This window comes from Paenibacillus sp. GCM10027627, assembly GCF_042675505.1.
GTDB lineage: Bacteria > Bacillota > Bacilli > Paenibacillales > Paenibacillaceae > Pristimantibacillus.
The window spans coordinates 592,080-611,310 of sequence record NZ_JBHTHB010000004.1 but is presented as its reverse complement, the minus strand read 5'-3'; the positions used below and the strand labels follow the sequence as shown (position 1 = coordinate 611,310).

At 50.1% G+C, this 19,231-nt stretch carries 17 protein-coding genes and 1 tRNA gene; 15 read left to right on the top strand and 3 right to left on the bottom strand.

The annotated features are described in order from the left end of the window. Nucleotides 1-103 precede the first annotated feature (103 nt). The 8 genes from ACFQZE_RS17270 to ACFQZE_RS17235 all read left to right on the top strand — a co-directional run bounded on the left by ACFQZE_RS17270 (nucleotide 104) and on the right by ACFQZE_RS17235 (nucleotide 8,402). Nucleotides 104-1,054: a ribose-phosphate diphosphokinase gene (locus ACFQZE_RS17270; protein ID WP_379359219.1), complete on the top strand. Its 951-nt coding sequence runs from the start codon at nucleotides 104-106 to the stop codon at nucleotides 1,052-1,054. Nucleotides 1,055-1,287: 233 nt separating this feature from the next. Next, entirely contained in the window at nucleotides 1,288-3,045 is a 1,758-nt protein-coding gene (locus tag ACFQZE_RS17265) for a tetratricopeptide repeat protein (RefSeq protein WP_379359217.1), read from the top strand. A gap of 27 nt (nucleotides 3,046-3,072) precedes the next feature. Further along, nucleotides 3,073-4,023, top strand: coding sequence for a thioredoxin-disulfide reductase (gene trxB, locus ACFQZE_RS17260; protein WP_379359215.1), 951 nt, complete (start codon nucleotides 3,073-3,075; stop codon nucleotides 4,021-4,023). Nucleotides 4,024-4,236: 213 nt separating this feature from the next. Then, a complete protein-coding gene (locus ACFQZE_RS17255; protein WP_379359213.1) occupies nucleotides 4,237-5,187 on the top strand; it encodes an ROK family glucokinase in 951 nt (316 codons plus the stop codon). Nucleotides 5,188-5,200: 13 nt separating this feature from the next. Then, nucleotides 5,201-6,088 carry an RNase adapter RapZ gene (gene rapZ, locus ACFQZE_RS17250; RefSeq protein WP_379359211.1) on the top strand — a complete coding sequence of 296 codons (888 nt, stop codon included), beginning with the start codon at nucleotides 5,201-5,203 and terminating at the stop codon, nucleotides 6,086-6,088. A gap of 14 nt (nucleotides 6,089-6,102) precedes the next feature. Further along, nucleotides 6,103-7,089: a gluconeogenesis factor YvcK family protein gene (locus ACFQZE_RS17245; protein WP_379359209.1), complete on the top strand. Its 987-nt coding sequence runs from the start codon at nucleotides 6,103-6,105 to the stop codon at nucleotides 7,087-7,089. Nucleotides 7,090-7,095: 6 nt separating this feature from the next. Then, complete coding sequence (whiA, locus tag ACFQZE_RS17240; protein WP_379359207.1) at nucleotides 7,096-8,037, top strand: DNA-binding protein WhiA; 942 nt, start codon at nucleotides 7,096-7,098, stop codon at nucleotides 8,035-8,037. 95 nt (nucleotides 8,038-8,132) lie between these two features. Next, nucleotides 8,133-8,402: an HPr family phosphocarrier protein gene (locus ACFQZE_RS17235; RefSeq protein WP_197938437.1), complete on the top strand. Its 270-nt coding sequence runs from the start codon at nucleotides 8,133-8,135 to the stop codon at nucleotides 8,400-8,402. Nucleotides 8,403-8,964: 562 nt separating this feature from the next. Here ACFQZE_RS17235 and ACFQZE_RS17230 read toward each other — a convergent pair. Then, nucleotides 8,965-9,750 carry a formate/nitrite transporter family protein gene (locus ACFQZE_RS17230; protein WP_379359205.1) on the bottom strand — a complete coding sequence of 262 codons (786 nt, stop codon included), beginning with the start codon at nucleotides 9,748-9,750 and terminating at the stop codon, nucleotides 8,965-8,967. A 377-nt stretch (nucleotides 9,751-10,127) separates the two neighbouring features. Here ACFQZE_RS17230 and ACFQZE_RS17225 point away from each other — a divergent pair, with 377 nt between their 5' ends. Beyond that, entirely contained in the window at nucleotides 10,128-10,766 is a 639-nt protein-coding gene (locus tag ACFQZE_RS17225) for a hypothetical protein (protein WP_379359203.1), read from the top strand. Between the two features lie 76 nt (nucleotides 10,767-10,842). On the opposite strand, the gene clpP is transcribed toward ACFQZE_RS17225, so the two are convergent. Next, nucleotides 10,843-11,424: an ATP-dependent Clp endopeptidase proteolytic subunit ClpP gene (gene clpP, locus ACFQZE_RS17220; RefSeq protein ID WP_379359201.1), complete on the bottom strand. Its 582-nt coding sequence runs from the start codon at nucleotides 11,422-11,424 to the stop codon at nucleotides 10,843-10,845. A 198-nt stretch (nucleotides 11,425-11,622) separates the two neighbouring features. Beyond that, nucleotides 11,623-11,697, bottom strand: a tRNA-Arg gene (locus ACFQZE_RS17215). 307 nt (nucleotides 11,698-12,004) lie between these two features. Between ACFQZE_RS17215 and ACFQZE_RS17210 the strand changes: the two genes are divergently transcribed. The 6 genes from ACFQZE_RS17210 (at nucleotide 12,005) to eno (ending at nucleotide 19,203) form a co-directional block, all read left to right on the top strand. Next, on the top strand, nucleotides 12,005-13,036 hold the full coding sequence (locus ACFQZE_RS17210) for a sugar-binding transcriptional regulator (RefSeq protein ID WP_379359199.1): 1,032 nt from the start codon (nucleotides 12,005-12,007) through the stop codon (nucleotides 13,034-13,036). A gap of 126 nt (nucleotides 13,037-13,162) precedes the next feature. Then, nucleotides 13,163-14,167, top strand: coding sequence for a type I glyceraldehyde-3-phosphate dehydrogenase (gene gap / locus ACFQZE_RS17205; RefSeq protein WP_379359197.1), 1,005 nt, complete (start codon nucleotides 13,163-13,165; stop codon nucleotides 14,165-14,167). A gap of 148 nt (nucleotides 14,168-14,315) precedes the next feature. Continuing rightward, a complete protein-coding gene (locus ACFQZE_RS17200; protein ID WP_379359195.1) occupies nucleotides 14,316-15,500 on the top strand; it encodes a phosphoglycerate kinase in 1,185 nt (394 codons plus the stop codon). 58 nt (nucleotides 15,501-15,558) lie between these two features. Next, nucleotides 15,559-16,314, top strand: a complete 756-nt coding sequence (gene tpiA / locus ACFQZE_RS17195; protein ID WP_379359193.1) for a triose-phosphate isomerase — start codon at nucleotides 15,559-15,561, stop codon at nucleotides 16,312-16,314. 1 nt (nucleotide 16,315) lies between these two features. Further along, complete coding sequence (gene gpmI / locus ACFQZE_RS17190; protein ID WP_379359191.1) at nucleotides 16,316-17,857, top strand: 2,3-bisphosphoglycerate-independent phosphoglycerate mutase; 1,542 nt, start codon at nucleotides 16,316-16,318, stop codon at nucleotides 17,855-17,857. Between the two features lie 53 nt (nucleotides 17,858-17,910). After that, nucleotides 17,911-19,203, top strand: coding sequence for a phosphopyruvate hydratase (eno, locus tag ACFQZE_RS17185; protein ID WP_379359189.1), 1,293 nt, complete (start codon nucleotides 17,911-17,913; stop codon nucleotides 19,201-19,203). Nucleotides 19,204-19,231 lie beyond the last annotated feature (28 nt).

The window sequence follows — 19,231 nt, the reverse complement described above, 5'->3', positions numbered from 1 at the left end:
GTTCGAATACCTTTTTGAATTATCGGTAAATCAATGTATAATAGGACAAGTAAGACGGAACGAAGTTCTACATTAATTGGTTTAAAACGCTCAGGAGGGTATCATGTTAAGCGACAAGGTGCGTATTTTTTCGGGTTCGTCAAATCCGGTATTGGCTCAAAAAATCAGCAGCGAGCTGGGGTTGAACCTAGGTGCAATCAAGCTGTCTCGTTTCAAGAGCGGTGAAATTTACGTTCACTACGAGGAAACGATTCGGAATTGCGATGTATTTTTGGTTCAGTCGTTCTCGCATCCCATCAACGAGCATTTTGTCGAATTGCTTGTCATGATCGATGCGGCGAAACGCGCTTCCGCAAGAACGGTTAACATTATTATGCCGTACTACGGATATGCCCGCCAAGAACGCAAGTCTGCTCCAAGGGAGCCGATCTCGGCAAAGATGCTGGCGGACGTGCTGACTACCGTTGGCGCAACGCGCGTCATCACGATCGATCTTCATGCTCCGGCTATTCAGGGCTTCTTTAATATCCCGGTGGACCACATGACGGCGCTTGACCTGATCAGCGACTATCTCAAGTCCAAAAATATTAAAAATCCGGTAGTCGTATCGCCGGACGCAGGCCGTGCTTCCACAGCGGAGAAGCTCGCCAATTACTTGGATACGTCGTTTGCCATTATGATCAAGAAACGTCCTGCCCACAACGAATCATCCATCACGCACGTGATCGGTGATGTCGCTGGACAGACGCCTATTATTATTGAAGACCTTATTGATACAGGCAACACGATCGTCAACGTTGTCGAAGGCTTGAAGGAAAGAGGCGCGGAAGACGTATACGTCTGCGCGACGCACCCGCTCTTCTCAGGAGCCGCTATTGAGCGTTTGGATCATCCCAATATTAAAGAAGTTATCGTAACCGATTCCATCATGCTGCCGGAATCAACGCCGGAGCGCTTTAAAATTTTGTCTGTTGCTCCGCTGCTCGCGGAAGCGACCCGCATTATTTTGGACGGCGGTTCCATTAGTACGCTCTTTAAGAACAAAGGCGTGTAGCTAACGGATTGCAGTGTATAGAGTTTGTACGAAATCGCGGTCGGCCTTGGTGCCGGCCGCGATTTTTAGTTTGTCCCTCGTATTTTCCAACAATCGTCGTGCAGCATTAACGAGCTGCCAGATTCTTTCGTGTTGAGGAGGGCGGGGCTATGGTATAATCGATAAAAAGATACGCCGGACGATGGTATGAATCGAATCTGGCTTCGCATACGCTCTAGGAGGTGCCCTCGCGAATGACAGGAAAAAAACTTGTGGCGGTGAATGAGAGAGAAGAAGCAAAGGTTATTCCCGTACAGTGGGACGCTACGTTTTTTTTCGAACGCGCGGTCCGTTCGCTGGACCGGTTCCATTACGACAAGGCACTGAAGTATTTTCGCAGAGCCGCCCATTATGAACCGGAAAATCCCGTAAACCATTGCAATATGGCGGGTATTCTCTCAGAAATGGGTAAATACGAGGAGTCCAATGAAATATTGAAATGGATATTGGAAGAGCTTGATCCCAGCATGACGGAATGTCATTTCTATATGGCTAACAATTACGCCAATATGGAAAAGTACGAGCTGGCGGAAAGAGCGCTTGTTCTTTATTTGCAGGAAGATCCGGACGGACAATATCTCGATGAGGCGGAAGAGATGATGGATCTTCTGCACTTTGAGCTGGAGCGTCCAATGCCGCTGAAAAATATTAAGTCCCGCAAAGGGATGGTAGAGCACGATCAGGCTAGGGCGCTGCTTGAAGAGGGGAAGTTTACCGAAGCCGTTCGCATTTTGGAAGAAATTGCGGAAAGCCAGCCGGACTTTTTGGCAGCTCGCAACAATTTGGCGCTTGCTTATTATTATATGGGGCTGTTTGACAAAGCGATGGACGCGATTCATGGCGTGCTTCAGCATGAGTCCGGCAATCTTCACGCCTTATGCAACCTTGCTATTTTCTATCAGCATTCCGGAGACGAGGAGAATCTGAAGCCGCTAGCGCTTCAATTGTCCAAAACCGTGCCGTTCCATCAGGAGCATGTGTTCAAGCTGGCGACGACGATGGGCATACTAGGGGAGCATGGCGCGGCATTCCGCCATTTCAGCCGATTGATCAAAGATTCGGAGGTCAATCAAGACCCTTGCTTGCATCATTACGCAGCCGTAGCAGCTTACAACACCGGCAAATGGCAAGAGGCGGAGCGTCTTTGGAGAGGAACGATGAAGCTCGATCCTGCCTCGGACGTCCCTCATTATTATATGGAGCAGCTGGCTTTAGCGCGTAACGGCAGCCATGCATCGCCCATCAGCTATCATTACCACTTGCCGTTCGAGGAACAGTTCAAGCTGTGGGAGAAATCGACGGATGGCATGCCGGATCATTTGAAGCGCGACCCGCTTGTTCGCTCCAGCTTCTTCTGGGCGCTCAGACACGGCGATCAGAACACGAAGCTGCAAGTTATTCAGGCTTTTGGGATGATTGGAGACAACGAGGTCAAAGATGTGCTTAAGGCATTTCTTATGGAACAGGATGAAGACGACTATTTGAAAAAAATCGCGGTGTTTGTGCTCCGTACAATCGGCGTGCAGGAGCCTCTTCAAGCGGTGCTCGAAGGAAAAGAAACGGTGATCGAGCCTAACCGTGTTCCTTCCCAGCTGCCGGAGTGGGATGACAAATGGCAGGCGGTAGCCGAGGCGGCTATCAGCCGCATGAGCAAACATTATGATCTGGTGCAGCAGCATGATATGATGACTTTATGGGTTGAGTTTTTGACGCGTGTATACCCGGAAGTTCCGAAGTTGACGAAGCCTGATGGCTGGGCGGCAGCGCTGGAATATTTAACGGCCAAAATGCATCGTCGTGAAATTTCGTACCATGAGGTTTCCTTGAGGTACGGCACGTCTATCGCTACGGTCAGCAAACATGTAAAGCTGATTGACGAGGTGTGCGGCATTAAGGAGAAGATGAGAACGATCAGCTCCGTGTTTTCTTTGCAGGATATAAAGGAAGATTAACGATTACTTGTCCATGAGGTGACTGAAATGTACAAATCCATTATTATCGGTACCGGTCCTGCCGGACTGACCGCAGCAATCTATCTGGCACGAGCTAATATGAACCCTCTTATTATTGAAGGTCCTGAGCCGGGCGGACAGCTGACGACGACTACAGAAGTGGAAAACTTTCCGGGGTTTCCGGAAGGCATCATGGGGCCTGAGCTTATGGACAACATGAGAAAGCAGGCCGAGCGGTTTGGCGCAAAGTTTTTGACGGGCTGGGTGAACAGCGTGGACATGTCCGAGCGTCCTTTCAAGCTGCAGGTTGAAGGACAAGGCGAAATCGTTGGAGAAAGCTTAATTATTTCCACGGGCGCATCGGCTAAATATTTGGGCATTCCGGGAGAGAAGGACAACGTTGGCAAAGGCGTAAGCACTTGTGCAACCTGTGACGGATTTTTCTTCCGCGGCAAAAAGATCATCGTCGTCGGAGGCGGTGATTCGGCTATGGAGGAGGCAAGCTTCCTTACTCGCTTTGCGTCGGGCGTAGAACTGGTTAACCGCCGCAACGAGCTGCGCGCTTCCAAAATTATGCAGGACCGCGCGAAGGAAAATGAAAAGATTAGCTGGAGCCTGAACCGTACGCCGCTTGAGGTAGTCGCAACAGGAATGGGCGTTACCGGCCTGAAGGTGCGCAACAACGAAACCGGTGAAGAAGAAGTGATCAACACTGACGGTATCTTTATTGCGATCGGACATACTCCGAACACGAAGTTTTTGGACGGACAGATCGATACGGATGAACATGGCTACATAACAGTGAAGCCGGGCAGCTCCGAAACGAACGTACCAGGCGTGTTCGCATGTGGAGACGTGCAGGATAACAAGTATCGCCAAGCCATTACGGCAGCGGGCAGCGGCTGTATGGCGGCGCTTGATTGTGAGCGGTTCTTGGAAGGCCATGCGACCCAGGACTGGAGCCAATCGGTCAAATAGCAAAAAAAGCGAGGAGCGGCGAATAGCTGCTCCTTTTGCTCTGTCCGCTAGCCGAAAATCGGCATGTTCGCATACCGCCTAAAGGATCGGAAACTGCATAGAAATGCCAGACGGCATAAGGGTTCGCGATGCGGAGTTGCGCTTGACCAGAGGGGTAACAACGCTTATAGTTGGTACAGAGAACGTTAACTTTATGAACGAGGTGGCTTTTTCATGTCTGAGAAGATTTACATTGGACTCGATGTCGGCGGCACTACAATTAAGGTGGGCCTTTGCGATGTGGAGGGGCAGCTTCTCCACACGTACGAAGGACCGACGGGCACGGGGAAAGGAACGGACGTCATCCTTCATAATATGGCTACTTATGCGCGGAAGATCGTAGAGGAGTCCCCATTCGAATGGGAGCAGGTAGACGGCGTAGGCGTAGGCATTGCCGGATTCCTGGATATCCCTAAAGGATTCGTTAAATATTCCGCTAACTTATATATTGAGAACACGGATGTAAAAGGCTATTTGGAAAAAGAGCTTCAAACAACGATTAAAGTCAACAACGACGCGAACGTAGCGGCGCTGGGCGAAGCATGGGCCGGTGCGGGCAGGGGCATCGACAATTGCGTCTGCTACACGCTTGGAACGGGTGTAGGCGGTGGCATTATTATTGGCGGGCGCATTGTTGAAGGTTTCGCCAGCATGGCGGGCGAGCTTGGTCATGCTGCTATCGTGCCGGATCTTGAAGCGATTCAATGCGGCTGCGGCAAAATGGGCTGCTTGGAAACGGTATCTTCCGCTACAGGCATTATCCGCATGGCTAAAGATGCTGTTGAGCGCGGCGACCGCACAACTTTGTCCGAGCTGGATCAAATTACGGCTAAGGATGTTGTTGACGCGGCAAAAGCCGGAGACGAAGTGGCGGCGCGTATCGTCAGCCGTGCGGCTTATTATTTGGGCAAATCGATGTCGACGGTGGCGATTTTGCTGAACCCGCAATATTTCATTATTGGCGGCGGCGTGTCCAAAGCGGGAGATTTCCTGTTCGACCAAATCCGCGAAGTATTCGAGAAGTATACGCTTGACCAAGCAAAAGAAGGCGTGAAGATCGTTCCTGCCAAGCTTGGCAACAATGCGGGAGTAGTAGGAGCGGCAGGACTTATTCTAAGAGGATAGTAGGTGCTGGCTCATGGAAACGACTGCAACACTGGCAAAACTTGTGATCATAACCGGCATGTCGGGCGCAGGCAAGACGATCGCCGTCCAGAGTCTTGAGGATCTTGGCTTTTTTTGCGTCGACAACTTGCCGCCTGTTCTTATTCCAAAGTTTGCGGAATTAATCGAGCAGTCCAACGGTAAGATAGGGAAAGTGGCGCTAGTGATCGACTTGCGCGGCAGGGAGTTTTTTACGGCGCTGTCGGAATCTCTTTCTTATATTAAAGATCATCATACGATTAGCTGTGAAATTTTGTTCCTGGATGCTAGAGATGAAGTGCTTGTTCAAAGATACAAGGAAAGCCGCAGACGCCATCCGCTTGCTCCGCAAGGACTTCCGCTTGAAGGAATCCACAACGAGCGCCGGATGTTGGAGGACCTGAAAGGCTCCGCTTCCCAAGTGATCGATACGAGCAATTTGAAACCTTTGCAGCTCAAGGAACGAATTATCTCGCATTTTACAAATTTAGAGCAAAGCAATCTTTCGGTTAATGTGACTTCATTCGGATTCAAATACGGCATTCCGATTGATGCCGATCTCATTTATGACGTTCGGTTTTTGCCGAATCCGCATTATGTGGAGCAGCTGCGTCCCAATACCGGACAGCATCCCGATGTGTACGACTATGTGATGAAATGGCCGGAGACTCAGCAGTTTTTAAGCAAGCTGCTCGATATGCTTCAGTTTCTTATCCCGCTTTATCGTAAGGAAGGCAAAAGCCAGGTTGTGATCGGAATCGGCTGTACGGGCGGCAAGCATCGTTCCGTCGCAATTGCGGAGTATCTCGGGCGAATGCTCGGCGCAAGCGACACGGAGCGAGTCCGGGTCAGCCATCGAGACTCCGAGCGTGATAAGCATTGACGCGGGGTGAGAGCATGCAGACAATACAGAAAGTGGTCAGACGCCCCAAAATCGTCGTGATCGGCGGAGGGACGGGGCTGTCCGTTATGCTGCGCGGCCTTAAGGAGAAACCTCTTGATATTACGGCCATCGTGACGGTAGCCGATGATGGAGGCAGCTCCGGCATTTTGCGCAACGAACTGCAAATCCCGCCTCCGGGAGACATTCGGAACGTGCTGACGGCGCTGGCGGACGCGGAGCCTCTTCTTACAGAGGTGCTTAAATACCGCTTCCCTACCGGAACGGGGCTGGCTGGTCATAGTCTTGGCAATCTTATGCTAGCGGCCATGACAGATATCTCCGGCGATTTCGTAACGGGAATCCGCCAGCTTAGCCAGGTTCTGGCCGTTAGGGGACGCGTGCTCCCGGCCGCCGACCGGGCTATCGTTTTGAAAGCGGAGATGGCGGACGGCACTATTGTGACGGGGGAATCGATGATTCCGAAAGCGGGCCAAGCGATTAAGCGGGTGTTTCTGGAGCCTGCCGATGTGGAGCCTCTGGCCGAAGCGGTGGAGGCGATCGAGACCGCGGATGCCATTTTGATCGGGCCGGGAAGTCTTTATACGAGTATTATGCCGAACCTGATGGTTCCGAAGCTTGCGCAGGCAATTTTAGAATCGGAAGCGGTTAAGCTGTTTGTGTGCAACGTTATGACGCAGCCGGGAGAGACAGACAATTATACGGTGAGCGCGCATTTGGATGCGATTCACGCTCATATTGGCCATCATTTATTCGATTATGTCATTGTCAACGATGGAGAAATTCCGCCGCAGGTGGAGAGTCAATATGCCGAGTTGGGGGCGAAAGCCGTTCATTTGGATATGGAGGAAGTGCAGAGCAGAGGGTACAAGGTCATTGCCGACAAGCTCGTTTTGTTCCGAACTTTCCTGCGGCACGATGCCGAGCGGCTCAGCCATCATATTTATAAACTAGTGGAGAACTGGATGTTACGAAAGAGGTGAGGAAGAATGTCTTTTGCGGCGCAAACCAAAAAGGAACTGACGTTAATCGAAGCGGACAATTGCTGTGAACGTGCCGAGCTGTCGGCTCTTATCCGCATGAACGGTTCGGTCAGCCTATCCAGCCGCAAGGTCGTTCTGGACATCTCGACAGAAAACGCGGCCATTGCCAGAAGGATTTATTCCCTGATCAAAAAGCATTTTGACGTGCACGTAGAGTTGCTGGTCCGCAAAAAAATGCGGCTGAAAAAAAACAACGTCTACATCGTCCGTATGCCGACCCAGGTGCAGGAAATATTAAAGGAGCTCCGCATCGTCTCGGAAGGCTTTATGTTCAATGACGGGATCGATAAGGATATTGTCCGCAAGCCTTGCTGCAAACGGTCGTATTTGCGGGGAGCTTTTCTCGCGGGAGGATCGGTGAACAACCCGGAAGGGTCGTCCTACCACCTTGAAATTTCTTCAATGTACGAGGAACATTGCGGCTTGCTGGTGGAGCTCGCCAATAAATTCGACTTGAACGCGAGATGTATCGAGCGTAAAAAAGGATTTATTTTTTATATCAAAGAAGGCGAAAAAATAATCGAGCTGCTCAATATTATCGGGGCGCATCAAGCGTTGTTCAAGTTTGAAGACGTTCGCATTATGCGCGACATGCGCAATTCGGTCAACCGGATCGTCAATTGCGAAACGGCCAATTTGAACAAAACGATCGGTGCGGCGGTGCGCCAAATTGATAACATTAAGCTTTTGCAAAAAGAAGTGGGGCTGGAGAGCCTGCCTGAAAAGCTAAGGGAAGTGGCCGAAATCAGGCTGCAGCATCCCGACCTCAACTTGACGGAAGTAGGGGAAATGCTTAGAGGCAAAGTGAGCAAATCGGGCGTAAATCACCGACTTCGCAAAATCGACGAATTAGCCGAAAAAATACGGGGCGGGACAACTTTTGCCTAGTGCATCGGCTCGTATAATGTTATAATAATATGTAATTGGCTTATACTTTTTCCCACGAGATAAAGCTTTAGCAAAATATAGGGGGTATGATTTCTATGACAAGGCTACCGGTTGTCGTTCGTCTGAAAACTGGCCTTCATGCAAGACCAGCGGCGTTATTCGTTCAAGAAGCGAACAAGTTCTCCTCCGAGGTATTTGTAGAGAAGGATGACAAAAAAGTTAACGCTAAATCGATAATGGGTATCATGAGTCTGGCAATCAGCTCGGGTACCGAAATTTCCATAAGTGCAGACGGTTCGGATTCGGAGCAGGCTGTAAACGCTTTAGTCGCACTGGTCAGCAAGGAAGAGCTAGAGAACCAATAAGAGGAAGGAAGCGGTACACTGCGCATGGAGACAGCGTGGCGAACCTACTTCCTTTTTTCATGTCTCAATAGCTGGAAAACCGCCGCCCGGCTGAACGGACGGCGGTTTTTTTTAGCTATTGAGATGCGAATTTAGCGGTTTGTGGCACAACTAGATGTGCCGAATGGGCTTTTGGCGTGGTTTAGTGGTTTGTGGCACAACTAGATGTGCCGAAATGGGCTTTTGGCGTGGTTTAGTGGTTTGTGGCACAACTAGATGTGCCGAAATGGGCTTTTAGCGTGGTTTAGTGGTTTGTGGCACAACTAGATGTGCCGAAATGGGCTTTTGGCGCGGTTTAGTGGTTTGTGGCACAACTAGATGTGCCGAAATGGGCTTTTGGCGCGGTTTAGTGGTTTGTGGTACAACTAAATGTGCTGAATGAGCTTATCGCTTTTTTCTTATATAAAATCATTATTTAAACTTTTAAATATCCATTAACAAAAACAGCCGCCCTAAACAATGGGAGGCTGTTTTTTGTGTAGTTATGAAAGGAAGGAGATATGCTTGCTAAGCTAATTGCAGGCTAAAGGGCGTCTCCCTTTAGGTAAGGTTTATTCGCATAACCGTACATAACTGCCATGAGCAAGCTCCCTCCAATCAAATTGCCTAATGTAACGGGAATCAGATTGTGGATAACATCGCCTGGCGATATGCCTGGATAGCCGAGAACAAGCGCAATGGAAAAGGTGCTCATATTGGCAATGCTGTGCTCGTATCCCGAAATAAAGAAGGTGAATACAAACAGCATCATCGTGAACATTTTGGCCCCGTCGCTTTTGAAACCCATCGGTACAAAAAAAGCAAGGCAGACAAGCCAGTTGCAAAGAATGGCCCGGAAAAAAAGCTGAAGCGCAGGAGCATGAGCTTTTTTATCGGCCACCTCAAGAAAAAAACGGTTTGCGTCGGGATCGGCAAACAATCCAGTCCCCCAAATCAAGGCGGCGAAGAGAATAGCTCCAAGAAAATTCCCTATATAGCTAAGCCCCCAAAGCTTGACGGTATCCCGCCATTTCATCTTTTTTCGCACTGCGGCATAGCTGTAATAAAACGTATTGCCAGTAAACAGATCGCCCCCTCCATAGCTGATCAAAATAATCGCTACGCCAAAGGTGAGCGCCGCCGCTGGATAAGCGAAGGGGGAATGAGCTGCGTAGAAGTAGCCGCCCGTCTTAAATGAAACGATAACACCGAATCCGATAAACATGCCGGCAAGTAAAGAGCGGGCTAATGAATGCCAGATGTTTTGCTTGAAAAGGCTGCGTTTTTTGAGAGCCAATTGTTCAACTTTCAACAGCAGTTCTGTCTCCATCCCGAAGCACCTCGCGATATATGCCTACAGCGCAAAGGGCTGCAGTATTTGTGATGCCACTATAGCATCCGCGCCTCTATTTCGAAGTGATGAAGATCACAATTCAAAAGACGAGCAAGCCCTGCGATAAGCGGAGGGGCAGAATTGTTCGACTCTCTATGCTGATGAGTAAAAGTGGATTGAAAATTTAACGATATGACAACTTAATATCCATTATTTGCGTACATCTTGTTAGAATCAGAACAGGAAAGGGTAGTAGAGATGATGCGGAGTCCACAACCAGTGCTCTCAACAGTACATTATAGAATTCCGAATTAGTGAATTCGAGATTGTTGATCAATCGACTGCAACCTAGACACAGCTTAGGAGGAGATATTTTGACTAACCCAAATAACGAAGAAATCGCACGTTTAAAAGCGTATTACGGCCTCGATGATCCACCCGCTCCAAAGCTTGCGGAGGAATATAGCGGTCACCGGCCTTTTGATACCGAACAATGGACAAAGGAAATCGCACCGATTACTATCGTGCCCCAAACGGGGATCGGTCCATTTAAACTGGGAATGAGCAAGACTGAGGTAGAGGCAACGTTTCAGCGTTATGCCCATTTAAGATGGGATGACAATCCCGCTAACCCAAGCTACTTCGAGATGCTGTTTGCGACGATAGAGTACGATGAGTCGGATCGAGTTTGTTTCATGGCGATTGAAAATTTGCATGACGATGCAATGGTTTGTTTATTTGAAGGAATCGATATTTTTCGGACAAAAGCGGACAAGCTGGCGGCGGCAATCGATAAAACGTACTCGTTTGTGCGTGATGAAGATTCAGCGATAGGATACTCTTTTACATTTAATGAAGCGGGGCTGAACTTATGGAGGCCCAATGTGTTCACCGACGATTGCTTAAATAACGAGAGCTTCTTGGAGATGAGTCAAGAGAATCAGGAGCTTGAGAAGCGGCATTATTACTTTTCGACAGCGGTCATTTTTGCGCCGGGCTATTACGACAGATAGAATCAAGCAAAAAAGCTTTCTAACCGGTTTAACCCGGCTAGAAAGCTTTTTCATGTGTAGAGTCTATTCGCGATCATTATACCTTTTCGATAACCTTGTCCACGAGTCCGTATTCCTTCGCTTCAAAAGCGCTCATGAAGTAGTCGCGGTCGGTATCCGTCTCGATACGGCTGAGTGGCTGACCGGAACGCTCCGCTAAAATCGTGTTCAACTTGTCGCGCATCTTCAGAATGCGGCGGGCGCGAATTTCGATGTCGCTTGCTTGTCCCTCTGCGCCGCCTAGCGGCTGATGGATCATCACTTCGCTGTTCGGCAGCGCGTAACGCTTGCCCTTCGCTCCGGCAGTGAGCAAGAACGCTCCCATAGAAGCGGCCATGCCGACACAGATCGTGGAAACGTCCGGCTTGATGTATTGCATCGTATCGTAAATCGCCATGCCGGCTGTAATGGAGCCGCCTGGGCTATTGATGTATAAGGAAATGTCTTTATCCGGATCTTCCGCCGCAAGGAACAGCATTTGTGCGATGATGGAGTTGGCCACTACATCGTTTACGCCTGAGCCCAAGAAAATAATGCGATCCTTCAGCAAACGGGAGTAGATGTCGTAAGAACGTTCCCCTCTATTGCTTTGTTCAATTACCATAGGCACAAAATTCATCTCTAACCAAGCCTCCTTCGTCAACGTAAAAGCATGAATCTGGAATTCGTATTCCTATAATAACGGATAGATATGTAAAAGTCAAAGATAGTCAAAGAGCATTTTTGGAAGGGTGCCCCTTGCTGTATACACGAGTTCGGGATATACAAAAAAAGCCGCCCGATGTATAGCATCGGACAGCTTGGTCGATTGTAAGTATGGCGCGCCCGCTAGGAATCGAACCTAGATCTCAGGCTCCGGAGGCCTACGTCATATCCATTGGACCACGGGCGCATTGCTCAAAAAACAGTAGCAAAAATGATTATATGATATTTATGAAGCGAAAGCAAGACAACTGTCAAAATTTAATTTATAAAAAAGGTGTCGGAAATCGTTTTCAATTGGACGGGAGCACTTGCGGCTGAGGCGATTTTTCGTTAGAATAAAGGTGGGACTTAAAATGAACATGCGGGACGAAATCAGTCCCATAATAAGCAATCAACTATCGAGAAGTTTGATCCTTGTCTCAGGACAAGAAAAATAACTTCCGGCATGTTTCATGAAGCCCGACGTTAATGACCGATGGAGTGAAGGGTAACAAATGCGACAGCTCATTGAACTGCAGCAGCAGCTTGTGCCGGATCTTCTGGATGTCATGAGGAAGCGGTACATGATCCTGCATCAGGTTATGCTTTCGGACACGATTGGCCGTCGAACGCTGGCAAGCACGCTGGATATGACGGAGAGAGTGCTCCGGGCGGAAACGGATTTTTTGAAGGAACAAGGTTTGCTGGACATTCACGCCGCAGGCATGAAAATCAGTGAGCTTGGCAAGTCCTTGCTGGAACAGCTGGAGCCGCTTTACAAGTCGATGTTTGGCTTGTCGGAGCTGGAGGAAAAGCTGAGAGGCGCTTATGGACTGTCGCAAGTGGTCATCGTGCCGGGAGATTCCGAATCGTCGATTCAGGCGAAACGGGAGCTGGGACGGGCGGCCGGCCAAGTGCTGATGGGCGTCCTCAGGCCAAACGACGTTGTAGCCGTTACAGGCGGAACGACAATTGCCCAAGTGGCAAATGGACTGAGAGCTTCGGCAACCGCCAAAGATGTCTGGTTTGTACCGGCCAGAGGAGGACTCGGGCAAAGCTTGGATTATCAAGCGAATACTCTAGCGTCCACGATGGCTAAGAGAACGGGCGGTCAATATCGTCTGCTGCATGTCCCGGATCATTTGGGAGAGGAAGCTTTTGCCTCGCTTATGCAGGAACCGAACATCCGTGAAATTGTCGAGGTGATCCGCAGCGCGCGTATTGTCGTTCACGGCATTGGCGACGCTATGGTGATGGCTCGGCGAAGAAGGCTTGAGGGTGATGCCGTATCGGCAATTGCATCGGAAGGCGCGCTGGCTGAAGCGTTCGGGTTTTATTTTGACCGGAGCGGGGCCGTCGTCCACAAAATGCAAACGGTAGGGTTACGCCTTGAGGATATTGTGAAAACTGAAGTTGTTATCGGCGTCGCAGGAGGCAAAGGAAAAGGCGAGGCGATAGCGGCGGTCATGCGCTTCGGACATAACGACGTGCTTGTCACGGACGAGGCGGCAGCTGTAGAAATGGTTGCTTTTATAGAAGAAAGCTAGGCTTTCGAAAGAAATCGCAATCCGCTAGATGGGCATCATGACGAGGAACGGCTTCTTATCTAATTATGGCTGCGAATCGTCTTGAAATATATTTTGCATTTTAATAACGCTTAGGAGGAAACACACATGGTTAAAGTTGGTATTAATGGTTTTGGACGTATCGGTCGTAACGTATTCCGCGCTGCACTAGGCAATTCCGAAGTTGAAATCGTAGCAGTAAACGATTTGACAGACGTAAACACTCTGGCTCATCTTTTGAAATACGATACAACTCACGGTGTTCTTGACGCAACAGTAGAAGCTAAAGAGGGCGCTTTGGTTGTTAACGGCAAAGAAATTAAAGTATTTGCTGAGCGCAACCCTGCAGACCTGCCTTGGGGTTCCGTAGGCGCTGAAATCGTAGTGGAGTCCACTGGTATCTTCACAGCGAAAGAAAAAGCTGAGCTTCACCTTAAAGGCGGCGCGAAAAAAGTTATCATCTCCGCTCCAGCTTCTAACGAAGACATCACTGTCGTTATCGGCGTAAACGAAGACAAATACGATCCGGCTGCACACACTATTATTTCCAACGCTTCTTGCACAACCAACTGTCTTGCTCCTTTTGCAAAAGTTTTGAACGATAAATTCGGCATCGTTAAAGGTATGATGACAACTGTTCACTCCTACACTAACGACCAATCCGTGCTGGACGTTCCGCACAAAGACCTGCGCCGCGCTCGTGCTGCTGCAGAAAACATCATTCCTTCTTCCACAGGCGCTGCAAAAGCGGTATCCCTTGTTCTGCCTGAGCTGAAAGGCAAGCTGAACGGTATGGCTATGCGCGTTCCTACACCTAACGTTTCCGTAACAGACCTTGTTGCTGAGCTTAAAGTTAACGTTACGGTTGAAGAAGTAAACGCAGCGTTCAAAGAAGCTTCCGAAGGCGCTTTGAAAGGCATCTTGAACTACAACGAATTGCCGCTTGTTTCCAGCGACTACAATGGCGACCCTGCTTCCTCCACAATCGACGCTTTGTCGACTATGGTAGTAGAAGGCAACATGGTTAAAGTCGTTTCCTGGTATGACAACGAGTGGGGCTATTCCAACCGCGTAGTTGATCTTGCTGCTTATATCGCAAGCAAAGGTCTGTAAGGTAAAAAAGCTGTGGGCCGCGGCTCGTTACAGAGAGCTTCGGCCCTAGGTTTGCGCCCTCGCAGGTCCTAAACCTATGGGCGTTCCTTTCTAACCGGAGGGGCGCCTTTTTTCATAGACATACCAACTATTGGGGAGGATTCCAACCATGAACAAGAAGAGTGTACGCGATGTAGCGGAATTGGCAGGAAAGCGTGTATTTGTACGTGTGGACTTCAACGTGCCGATCGAAGACGGCAAAATTACGGACGACAAGCGTATCCGTGAAACGCTGCCTACGATTAACTATTTGATCGAAAAAGGCGCTAAAGTCATTCTGGCGAGCCACCTTGGCCGTCCGAACGGTGAAGTAGTGGAAGAGCTGCGTCACACAGCTTCTGCGGTTCGTCTATCCGAGCTTCTCGGCAAGCCGGTAACAAAAGCGAATGAAGCGATTGGCGAAGCTGTCGAGGCGCAAGTAGCGGCTTTGAACAACGGCGACGTGTTATTGCTTGAAAACGTTCGTTTCTATCCGGGCGAAGAGAAAAACGATCCTGAGCTGGCAAAAGCTTTTGCCAAACTTGCGGACCTGTTCGTAAACGACGCATTCGGAGCGGCACACCGCGCTCACGCTTCTACAGAAGGCATCGCTCACATCCTCCCAGCCGTTTCCGGCCTGTTGATGGAGAGAGAGCTTGAAGTTCTAGGCAAAGCGCTGAACAACCCTGAGCGTCCGTTCACAGCTATCGTTGGCGGTTCCAAAGTAAAGGACAAAATCGCAGTTATCGATAAAATGCTCGAAATCGCTGACAACATCATCATCGGCGGCGGCTTGTCCTACACGTTCTTCAAAGCTCAAGGCCATGAAATCGGCAAATCGCTCGTAGACAACAGCAAGCTTGACCTCGCTCTTGAGTTTATTGAGAAAGCGAAAAAGCTGGGCAAAAACTTCCTGATTCCAGTCGACATCGTAGTGACTGACGATTTCAGCGCAAACGCGAACACGCAAATCGTTGACGTTGACAGCATCCCGGCTGACTGGGAAGGCATCGACATCGGACCCAAAACTCGCGAGCTGTATGCTGACGTAATCAAAAACTCCAAGCTTGTTGTATGGAACGGACCGATGGGCGTATTCGAAATCGAGCCATTCTCCCACGGCACTCGCGCTGTAGCGCAAGCTACTGCTGAGACAGCAGGCTACACAGTAATCGGCGGCGGAGATTCCGCAGCAGCAGCTGAGAAGTTTGGTCTTGCCGACCAAATGAACTTTATTTCCACAGGCGGCGGCGCTTCCCTTGAGTTCATGGAAGGCAAAGAGCTTCCAGGCGTAGTTGCACTTAACGATAAATAATTGTAACCATCAAGTCATTTTATGATCAAAACTATAGACAAAATCAGGAGGTCTTGAAATGAGCAGAACACCGATCATTGCAGGCAACTGGAAAATGTTCAAAACGGTTTCCGAAGCAACGGCATTTTTTGCAGAAGTGAAAGGCAAAGCGGAAGTAGCGGGCGTGGAAAGCGTCATTTGCGCTCCATTCACTGCACTGCCGGCGCTTGTTGAAGCGGCAAAAGGAACGTCGATCGCAATCGGCGCGCAAAACGTCCACTTTGAGGACAACGGAGCTTTTACAGGTGAAATCAGCGGCCTTATGCTGAAAGACCTTGGCGTTAAATATGTTATTATCGGTCACTCCGAGCGCCGCGCTTACTTCGGCGAGACGGACGAAATCGTCAACAAAAAGACGGTTGCGGCATTCAAACACGGCTTGACTCCAATCGTTTGCGTAGGCGAAAAGCTCGAAGAGCGCGAATCCGGCGCAACGAAAGAAGTATGCAAAGTGCAAACGGAAGGCGCGTTCCAAGGTCTGTCTGCAGAACAAGCGGCTGAAGTGGTTGTTGCCTACGAGCCGATCTGGGCGATTGGTACGGGCAAATCTTCGACTTCCGAAGACGCTCAAGACGTCATTGGCTACATCCGCAGCGTAATCGCGGGTCTGTACGACGAGGCGGTAGCGGCTAAAGTTCGCATCCAATACGGCGGCAGCGTGAAGCCGAACAACGTATCGGAATACCTAGGCCAAGCGGACATCGACGGCGCGCTTGTTGGCGGAGCGAGCCTTGAGCCTGCTTCCTACATCGCACTGATCGAGGGGGCCAAGTAAGATGGCTGCCCGCAAACCTGTAGCATTAATTATTTTGGACGGCTTCGGCCTTCGCGATGATGTGACAGGCAACGCCGTTGCTCAAGCGAACAAGCCAAATTACGACCGTTATTGGTCGCAATATCCGCATACGACTTTGACGGCATGCGGAGAAGCGGTTGGCTTGCCGGAGGGGCAAATGGGCAACTCCGAAGTCGGTCATCTCAACATTGGCGCGGGACGTATCGTATACCAGGATTTGACCCGCATCAGCAAATCGATTCGCGACGGCGAATTTTTTGATAACGAAACGCTGCTTGGGGCGATTAATCATGTGAAGTCGCGTGGCAAAAAGCTGCATTTGTACGGTTTGTTGTCCGACGGTGGCGTACACAGCCACATCGCTCACTTGTTCGCTCTGCTGGAGCTGGCTAAAAAAGAAGGGCTGACGGATGTTTACATCCATGCCTTCCTCGACGGCCGCGACGTATCGCCGGACAGCGCCAAAGGATATGTGGAGCAGCTGCAAGCGAAGATCGAAGAAATCGGCGTAGGCCGCATCGCTACGGTGCAAGGCCGCTACTACGCGATGGACCGCGACAAGCGCTGGGAGCGTACAGAGAAGTCTTACCGCGCTATGGTTTACGGCGAGGGCCCTCAGTACACCGATCCTATTAAGGCGGTTGTTGAATCGTATGAAAAATCGGTTTATGATGAATTCGTTATGCCGACGGTTATCGTCGGTGGCGACAATAAGCCGTTAGGTCTTGTGGAGTCCGAAGACGCGGTTGTGTTTTTCAACTTCCGTCCAGACCGTGCAATCCAGTTGTCGCAAGTATTTACGAATGACGATTTCCGCGGCTTCGACCGTGGCGAAAACCATCCGGTAGGCTTGCATTTCGTCTGCCTGACGTTGTTCAGCGAGACGGTTGGCGGCTATGTGGCGTACTCGCCAAAAAATCTCGACAACACGCTCGGAGAGGTGCTTGCGCAAAACGGCAAGACACAGCTGCGAACGGCGGAGACGGAAAAGTATCCGCATGTTACGTTTTTCTTCAGCGGCGGCCGCGACAAGGAGCTTCCGGGCGAAACTCGCGTGCTGATCGCATCGCCTAAGGTTGCCACTTACGACTTGCAGCCGGAGATGAGCGCATACGAGCTGGCGGAGTCGACGGTTCGCGAAATCGAAGCGGATAAGCACGACGCGATCATCCTTAACTTTGCCAACCCGGATATGGTCGGACATTCCGGCATGCTGGAGCCGACGATCAAAGCGGTCGAGGCGACAGACGAGTGCCTTGGCAAAGTGGTAGAAGCGGTGCTGGCCAAAGGCGGAGTTTGCCTCATTACGGCGGACCACGGCAATGCCGATATGGTATTCGACGAAAACGGCCGTCCGCATACGGCTCATACGACGAATCCGGTTCCTTTTATCGTAACGAAAGAAGGGGCATCGCTGCGTGAAGGCGGCATTTTGGCCGATATTGCACCAACTATGCTTGACCTGCTTGCGCTGGCGAAGCCGGCTGAGATGACAGGCTCGACATTGGTTAGCCAAAAATAGTAGACTAAAAGAACGGCAAATTATATTTTAACGAAAAAAAGGAGTGTTCACCCATGTCAATCATCGTTGACGTATACGCACGCGAAGTGCTTGATTCCCGCGGCAATCCAACAGTAGAAGTAGAAGTAGCTCTTGAGTCCGGCGGCAAAGGCCGCGCCATCGTTCCATCCGGCGCGTCCACTGGCGCTTACGAAGCAGTTGAGCTTCGCGACGGCGACAAATCCCGTTACCTCGGCAAAGGCGTTATTAAGGCAGTCGAGAACGTAAACACTATTATCGCACCTGAAATTATCGGTCTGGACGCTTTGGATCAAGTGGCAATCGACCGTAAAATGATCGCTTTGGATGGAACTCCAAACAAAGCTACGCTTGGCGCTAACGCTATTCTGGCTGTTTCCATGGCTGTAGCTCGCGCAGCTGCTGACGCTTTGGACGTGCCTTTGTACACTTACCTTGGCGGATTCAACGCAAAAACTCTTCCAGTGCCAATGATGAACATTATCAACGGCGGCGAGCATGCCGACAACAACATCGACGTGCAAGAGTTTATGGTTCTTCCTGTTGGCGCGGCTGACTTCAAAGAAGCTCTTCGCATCGGCGCGGAAATTTTCCACAACCTGAAAGCTGTATTGCATGACAAAGGCTTGAACACAGCTGTTGGCGACGAAGGCGGCTTCGCTCCTAACCTTGGTTCCAACGAAGAAGCAATCACAACAATCATCTCCGCTATCGAGCGCGCAGGCTACAAGCCAGGCGTGGACGTATTCCTCGGTATGGACGTTGCTTCCACTGAGTTCTTCAAAGACGGCAAATACGTGCTTGCTGGCGAAGGCAAATCCTTCACTCCTGCTGATTTCGTAGACCTGCTTGCTTCGTGGGTTGAGAAGTACCCAATCGTATCGATCGAAGACGGCTGCTCCGAAGACGATTGGGAAGGTTGGAAGCTGCTTACTGACAAGCTGGGCGGCAAAGTTCAATTGGTTGGCGACGACCTGTTCGTTACAAACACTGAGCGTCTGTCCGACGGTATCGAAAGAGGCGTGGGCAACTCCATCCTTGTTAAAGTTAACCAAATCGGTACGCTTACAGAAACGTTTGACGCGATCGAAATGGCGAAACGCGCTGGCTACACAGCCGTTATCTCCCACCGTTCCGGCGAAAGCGAAGACAGCACAATCGCTGACATCGCAGTTGCAACAAACGCTGGTCAAATCAAAACAGGCGCTCCTTCCCGTACGGACCGCGTAGCGAAGTACAACCAATTGCTTCGCATCGAAGACCAATTGGGCTCCACAGCTCAATACGGCGGCAAAGCAGCGTTCTACAACTTGAAAAACTTCAAATAAGACATAGCGGCTTAGCCGCTTAGTCATA

What these genes read in the sequence shown, in the direction of transcription:
- ACFQZE_RS17270 (WP_379359219.1), top strand. Translation starts at nt 104, where the DNA reads ATGTTAAGCGACAAGGTGCGTATTTTTTCGGGTTCGTCAAATCCGGTA.
- ACFQZE_RS17265 (WP_379359217.1), top strand. Translation starts at nt 1,288, where the DNA reads ATGACAGGAAAAAAACTTGTGGCGGTGAATGAGAGAGAAGAAGCAAAG.
- trxB (WP_379359215.1), top strand. Translation starts at nt 3,073, where the DNA reads ATGTACAAATCCATTATTATCGGTACCGGTCCTGCCGGACTGACCGCA.
- ACFQZE_RS17255 (WP_379359213.1), top strand. Translation starts at nt 4,237, where the DNA reads ATGTCTGAGAAGATTTACATTGGACTCGATGTCGGCGGCACTACAATT.
- rapZ (WP_379359211.1), top strand. Translation starts at nt 5,201, where the DNA reads ATGGAAACGACTGCAACACTGGCAAAACTTGTGATCATAACCGGCATG.
- ACFQZE_RS17245 (WP_379359209.1), top strand. Translation starts at nt 6,103, where the DNA reads ATGCAGACAATACAGAAAGTGGTCAGACGCCCCAAAATCGTCGTGATC.
- whiA (WP_379359207.1), top strand. Translation starts at nt 7,096, where the DNA reads ATGTCTTTTGCGGCGCAAACCAAAAAGGAACTGACGTTAATCGAAGCG.
- ACFQZE_RS17235 (WP_197938437.1), top strand. Translation starts at nt 8,133, where the DNA reads ATGACAAGGCTACCGGTTGTCGTTCGTCTGAAAACTGGCCTTCATGCA.
- ACFQZE_RS17230 (WP_379359205.1), bottom strand. Translation starts at nt 9,750, where the DNA reads ATGGAGACAGAACTGCTGTTGAAAGTTGAACAATTGGCTCTCAAAAAA.
- clpP (WP_379359201.1), bottom strand. Translation starts at nt 11,424, where the DNA reads ATGAATTTTGTGCCTATGGTAATTGAACAAAGCAATAGAGGGGAACGT.
- ACFQZE_RS17210 (WP_379359199.1), top strand. Translation starts at nt 12,005, where the DNA reads ATGCGACAGCTCATTGAACTGCAGCAGCAGCTTGTGCCGGATCTTCTG.
- gap (WP_379359197.1), top strand. Translation starts at nt 13,163, where the DNA reads ATGGTTAAAGTTGGTATTAATGGTTTTGGACGTATCGGTCGTAACGTA.
- ACFQZE_RS17200 (WP_379359195.1), top strand. Translation starts at nt 14,316, where the DNA reads ATGAACAAGAAGAGTGTACGCGATGTAGCGGAATTGGCAGGAAAGCGT.
- tpiA (WP_379359193.1), top strand. Translation starts at nt 15,559, where the DNA reads ATGAGCAGAACACCGATCATTGCAGGCAACTGGAAAATGTTCAAAACG.
- gpmI (WP_379359191.1), top strand. Translation starts at nt 16,316, where the DNA reads ATGGCTGCCCGCAAACCTGTAGCATTAATTATTTTGGACGGCTTCGGC.
- eno (WP_379359189.1), top strand. Translation starts at nt 17,911, where the DNA reads ATGTCAATCATCGTTGACGTATACGCACGCGAAGTGCTTGATTCCCGC.